General features: G+C 70.1%; 5 protein-coding genes. All 5 read right to left on the bottom strand.

Translation table 11 applies throughout. The features are described from left to right. Positions 1–103: 103 nt before the first annotated feature. The 5 genes from trxB to VFY73_RS09425 all read right to left on the bottom strand — a co-directional run bounded on the left by trxB (position 104) and on the right by VFY73_RS09425 (position 5392). On the bottom strand, positions 104–1102 hold the full coding sequence (trxB, locus tag VFY73_RS09445) for a thioredoxin-disulfide reductase (RefSeq protein WP_329717994.1): 999 nt from the start codon (positions 1100–1102) through the stop codon (positions 104–106). Positions 1103–1116: 14 nt separating this feature from the next. Then, positions 1117–2967, bottom strand: a complete 1851-nt coding sequence (dsbD, locus tag VFY73_RS09440; RefSeq protein ID WP_329717992.1) for a protein-disulfide reductase DsbD — start codon at positions 2965–2967, stop codon at positions 1117–1119. Next, complete coding sequence (locus VFY73_RS09435) at positions 2964–3923, bottom strand: FAD:protein FMN transferase (protein WP_329717990.1); 960 nt, start codon at positions 3921–3923, stop codon at positions 2964–2966. The genes dsbD and VFY73_RS09435 overlap by 4 nt, the downstream gene beginning before the upstream one ends. Before the next feature lie 121 nt (positions 3924–4044). Then, on the bottom strand, positions 4045–5175 hold the full coding sequence (locus VFY73_RS09430) for a DUF3570 domain-containing protein (protein ID WP_329717988.1): 1131 nt from the start codon (positions 5173–5175) through the stop codon (positions 4045–4047). Beyond that, positions 5162–5392: a DUF4266 domain-containing protein gene (locus tag VFY73_RS09425; protein WP_329717986.1), complete on the bottom strand. Its 231-nt coding sequence runs from the start codon at positions 5390–5392 to the stop codon at positions 5162–5164. The genes VFY73_RS09430 and VFY73_RS09425 overlap by 14 nt, the downstream gene beginning before the upstream one ends. Between the last annotated feature and the right edge of the window lie 179 nt (positions 5393–5571).

Genomic DNA, 5571 nt, shown 5'->3' with positions numbered 1-5571 from the left:
TGGTGCCGGGCCGGCAAAGAGGAGGGAGGAGGGAGGGAGAAATGCCGGCCTGCAACCAGCATATGGGCGATGGCGGCAGCTTCAAGGGCGCTGCCACATGACGTTACGAATCGACGTGGGGGCCTCCCGGCCGCGCCCGAGATGGCGGCCGTCCATTCGTCCCTTGAGTTTCCAGAAACCGTTGGGCGTCGAGCGCTGCCATGCAGCCGGTGCCGGCCGAGGTGATGGCCTGGCGGTAGACGTGGTCCTGCACGTCGCCGGCGGCGAACACGCCTGGCATGCTGGTCATGGTCGCGAAGCCGTTCTGGCCCGAGCGGGTCAGGAGGTAGCCGTCCTTCATCTCCAGCTGGCCCTTGAGGATGTCGGTATTGGGTTGGTGGCCGATCGCGATGAAGCAGCCCTTCAACGCCAGCTCGGTGGCCGGCCCGCCGTTGATGTCGGCCAACCGCACGCCGGTCACGCCGCTGGCGTCGCCCAGCACCTCTTCCAGCGTCTTGAACAGGTGCAGCTCAATCTGGCCCGCGGCGACCTTGTCCATCAGCTTGTCCACCATGATGGGCTCCGCGCGGAACCTGTCGCGCCGGTGCACCAGGTGCACCTTGCTCGCGATGTTCGACAGGTACAGCGCTTCCTCGACCGCGGTGTTGCCGCCGCCGATCACGCACACCATGTCACCGCGGTAGAAGAAGCCATCGCAGGTCGCACAGCCGCTGACACCACGGCCCATGAAGGCCTCTTCGGACGGCAGGCCGAGGTACTTGGCCGAGGCGCCGGTGGCGATGATCAGCGCGTCGCAGGTGTAGCTGCCGGAGTCGCCCTTCAGCTTGAAAGGGCGCTGTGACAGATCGACCTCGTTGACATGGTCGAACACGATCTGGGTCTGGAAACGCTCGGCGTGCTGCTGGAAGCGCTGCATCAGCTCCGGGCCTTGAACGCCCATCACGTCGGCGGGCCAATTGTCGACATCGGTGGTCGTCATCAACTGGCCGCCTTGGGCCAGGCCGGTGACCAGCAACGGCTTCAGGTTGGCACGGGCCGCATAGATGGCGGCCGAGTAGCCGGCCGGGCCGGAGCCGAGGATCAGGACTTGGGCGTGGGTCATCGTGTTGGGACGGCTCAAAGCTTGGCGTGGTCGAGGCGGCGGGCGAACGCGGTGGCGTTCTCGAAGCCGATGGTCCGGGCGCTTGTCACTTCAGCGCCGCGGGCGTCGAAGAACAGCACCGCCGGCGGACCGAACAGGCTGAAGCGCTTCATCAGCGCCTTGGCGTCGGCGCTGTCGGCCGTCACGTCGGCCTGCAGCAGCAGCGCGCGCTCCAGCCGTGGCCGCACGGCGGCATCGCGGAAGGTCAGGTGCTCCATTTCCTTGCACGACACGCACCAGTCGGCATAGACATCCAGCACCACCGGCCGGCCGGCCGTGCGCAGCGCATCGTCCAGCTGCTGCACGCTGGTGATGCGCTGGAAGTTCGGGCCTTCGGTGGGCGCGGCCACCGCGGTGCTGACGACAGCACCGCCTGCGCGTGCCAAGTGGCGCAGCGGCTGCACCACGCTGTCACCGCCCGACAGCGCACCGGCCATCAGCGCCACACCCCACAGCGCCGCCACGCCGCCCACGCCGCGCCACAGGCGCCAGGTGCCGGTCTCGAACGCGCCGAGCGAGAGCACGGCCGCCAGCACGCCGGCGCCGAGCACGAACATCAGCACCGGCGCCGGCAGCACCGGTGACACCAGCCACAGCGCGACCGCCAGCAGCATCAGCCCGAAGAAGGTCTTGACCTGCTCCATCCAGCGGCCGGCGCGCGGCAACAGGCTGCCGGCCGACAGGCCCAGCAGCAGCAGCGGCACGCTCATGCCGGCGGCCAGCGCGAACAGCGCCGCGCCACCGAGCAGCACGTCACGCGTCTGGCTGATGTAGACCAGCGCCCCGGCCAGCGGCGCGGCCACGCACGGGCCCACCAGCAGCGCCGACAGCCCGCCCATCGCGAACACGGCCAGGTGGCGGCCACCCGAGAGCTGGTTCGACGCGTTGTTGACGCGCTGCTGGATCGCCGCCGGCATCTGCAGCTCCCAGACGCCGAACATCGACAGCGATAGCACGGCGAGCAGTGCCGCAAAGCTGCCCAGCACCCAGGGGTTCTGCAGCGCGGCCGCAAAGCCGGAGCCGAGCAGGCCGGCCGCGACGCCGGCGGCGGTGTAGACCAGCGCCATGCCCAACGAATAGGCCAACGCCAGCGTGAAGCCGCGCCGCCGCGACACCGGTGCTCCCTGTCCGACGATGATCGACGACAGGATCGGCAGCATCGGCAACACGCAAGGCGTGAACGACAGCAGCAGCCCGCCGAGCAGGAACATCGGCACCACCTTCAGCAGGCTACCGGACGACAGCACGCCGGCGTGGTTGTCGTTGCTTTCCTCGGCCGGGGCAGGTGCCTGCGCGGCAGTGGCTTGCGAGGCTGCCGTTTCCGCCGCGGGCGTGGCGAACAGGTCGCCGGCAGGCTCCCACGCCGCCGTCAAGGTGCCCGCGGTGTCGCGCGCCAGGCGCACCGTGCCGCGCTGCGGCGGGTAACACAGGCCGCGGTCGGCGCAACCCTGGTAGCCCATGGTCAGCGCCGCCGCCTGCAGGCCGGCGGGCAACGCCTGGGTCACTTGCACCGTGCCTTCCCACAGCGTCATCGTCCGGTTGAAATTGGTGTCGAAGTGCTCGCGGCCCGCCGGCAACGCGGCGGCCGGCAGCGGTGCGAGCGTTGGGTCGGCTTGCAGCGTGAAGCGCTCGCGGTACAGGTGGTAGCCCGGCGCGATGACGAAGCTGATCTGCAGCGCGTCGTCGGCACCGAGGGTGACTTGCGGCCGGAAGGCCTCGGCCGGATCGAGGAAGGTCTCATCGGCGGCGTGCGCCGCGGGCAGCAGCGCCGCGGCTGCGAGCAAGCCGACGGCCAGGCGCCGGGCCCAGGTGAGTAGGGTGTTCATGAAGTGCAGACGAATGCGGAGGGTGCGAGAAGGGCAGGGGTGAAAGGAAGCATCTCGTTCGAGTCGATGCGGCCGGCGGCGTCGATGGCCAGGAAGGCCACGCCTTGGGCGCGCAGGAAAGCCGCGCCATCGGGCCCCAGCAGCATCGCGATCGTGGCCAGCGCGCCGGCCGCGGCGCAGACCGGTGCTACCACGCTGACCGATTGCCAGTGCGTCACCGGCTGGCCGCTGCGCGGGTCCAGCACGTGGCAGCAGCGCCGGCCTTCAGGCGTGATGAAGAAACGCTCGTAATCGCCGCTGGTGGCCAGCGCGCCGTCGCGCAGCTCGACCGAAGCGCACAGCGAGCCGACCTCACGTGGATGCTGGATGCCGAAGCGCCAGGGGCGGCCGTCGGTCCGCGGCCCGAGCACGCGCAGGTCGCCGCCGAGGTTGACGAAGCCACGGCGCACGCCGGCCCGGACGAGCAGGCCCTGCGCGCGGTCGGCCGCGTACTCCTTGCCGATGCCGCCGAAGTCCAGTTCCATGCCGGCTTCGGGCAGCCACAGCTGGCGCTCGTCCCAGACGACGCGGCGCCAGTCCACCAGCGGCCGCAGTGCATCGAGTTCGCCGGGCGCGGGCACGCGGCCGGCGCGGAAGTCCCAGGCCTTGCGCAGCACGCCGCTCGTCAGGTCGAACAGGCCGCCGCTCTGGCGATGCAGCTGGTCGGCGAACGCCAGCAGGTCGACGGTCTCGGCGTCGATGGTCGTGGCCTGGCCGCTGCCGGCCGCGGCGTTGATGCGCGAGACGACGCTGTCGCTGCGGTAGCGCGAGTACTTGGCCTCGATGCGCCGTACCTCGGCCATCGCTTCGTGCGCGGCGTGGCGCGCCGCGGCGTCGTCGCCGGCAACGACGATCTCGCACTGCGAGGCCATCGCACCAAAGCACAGATGCCAGCCGTCGTGGTCGAGGTGAGGCACTGGAGCCCCTCGGCCGATGGGTTCATCGGCCGATCCCCCGGGGGGATGCGGGCCGGCTCGGGAGCGGCCCAGCGCTCGGCCCGCTGGCACAGGTGAGTCCGTGGGGTCCATGACGGGACGGTCAGAAGCGGCGTGACAGCCCGAGCTGCCACCAGCGGGCCGAGAACGGCGCCAGCCCCGGCGAGCCGTCGCCACCCAGTCGCCAGTCGCCGCGTTGCTCGTAGCGGCTGTAGCTCAGGTCCAGCTTCCACTGGCGGTCGACCTGCCAGTCCACCCGCAACCCGGCGGTGGCTGCGCCGAAGGCCGACAGGCGGTGGTCGGCCGAGTAGTGCTGCAGGTTGTCGAAGCCGGGCGGGAAGGGTGCGCCGAGCGTGGCGTCGTAGACCGGGTCGTAGTAGAAGCGCGCGGCGCGCTGCGTCGTGTAGCGCAGCATCGGCGTGACCGTCCAGCCCTCGGCCACCGGTTGGACCCAGGCGGCATCCAGCGTATTGGCACGCACGCCCCAGCTGTCGTCGTAAAGCCGCCAGCTGGTGCGCAGCGTGGCGCCGATCGATTCGACATGGTGGTTCCAGCGCAGCAGCGCGGTGGTCTGGCGCCGCTCATCGGGCCGCGAATCCGGGAACTTGTAGGGATCGGCGTAGTGGCCCTTGCCGAAGCTCGCACCGAGGTTGAACTGCACCAGGTCGACCGCGGTCCAGGCTTGCGTGACGCCGGCCATCAGCTGCCAGGTGCGCCGGTGCTCGTCGAGCGTCGGATCATTGGTCGAGCCGATCTCGTCGTCGCTGTAGGCCAGGCCGAAGGTCCAGGTGCGGTTGTTGTCGTCGCTCGACACGCGCCATTCGCCCGACAGCGTGTTCGAGCGGTAGTCGTGCTCCGACGAGCTCGCGGCGCCGATGGACCAGGCGTGGCGGTCGGCGTAATGGGTCAGCTTGATGTCACCCGCGGTGCGCGAGTCGTCCATCTTCGATGCGCCCGAGACGGCGCTGTGATAACGCGGTGAGGCGCCCGAGACCGCGTCGTTGACGAGCGAGCCTTCGAGCGACCAGTGCGCATCCAGCGGCGCCAGCACGTAGATCGATGGTGCATCGACCTTGACGCGGTCGAGCCCCGGCTGCCAGTCGCGGTAGTTGGCGACCTTCAGCGCCACGACGCCTTGCTCGGGCGCGGTTTCGGCCATGGCCGGCGCGACGATGCCCGGCAGCAGCAGCGCTGCGGCGAGCACGCCACCAACGGAGGAGTCAATTGCAGCCACAGCCACCTCCGCCGACGCCGTAGCCGCCCGAGGCGTTCTCTTTGCTGGCGTAGATGTGTTGGTCGAAGCGATCGGCCAGCGGGTCGCCGGCCATCGTCATCTCGGGTTTGGCGAGTGCGCGCTTTTCCCAGGCTTGGGGCGGTTGCAAGGCGCAGCCGGCGAGGGCTGCGGTAGTGAGTGCGGCCGCAAAGAGGCGCACAGAGAACGAACGGTTCATCGGTGATGTGTCCAATCGGTCAGGTGGCTCGGAGCACCGCGGCAATGCGCGCCTCGAGCGGGGCGATGTCGTCGTCGCGAAAACCGGCGTGCGTGGCGACGACCTTGCCGTCCGCGCCGAGCAGCACCGAGCTGGGCATGGCCTTGATGCCGAAGCGGCGTGCGGCCTCGGCCGTGGGG

This window comes from Ideonella sp., from assembly GCF_036277275.1.
In the GTDB taxonomy this organism is placed as follows: domain Bacteria; phylum Pseudomonadota; class Gammaproteobacteria; order Burkholderiales; family Burkholderiaceae_C; genus Ideonella.
This window is presented reverse-complemented; position numbering and strand designations above follow the sequence as displayed.

Bases quoted from the DNA above. Each gene is read 5' to 3' on its own strand.
- trxB (WP_329717994.1), bottom strand. From the start codon at position 1,102: ATGACCCACGCCCAAGTCCTGATCCTCGGCTCCGGCCCGGCCGGCTAC.
- dsbD (WP_329717992.1), bottom strand. From the start codon at position 2,967: ATGAACACCCTACTCACCTGGGCCCGGCGCCTGGCCGTCGGCTTGCTC.
- VFY73_RS09425 (WP_329717986.1), bottom strand. From the start codon at position 5,392: ATGAACCGTTCGTTCTCTGTGCGCCTCTTTGCGGCCGCACTCACTACC.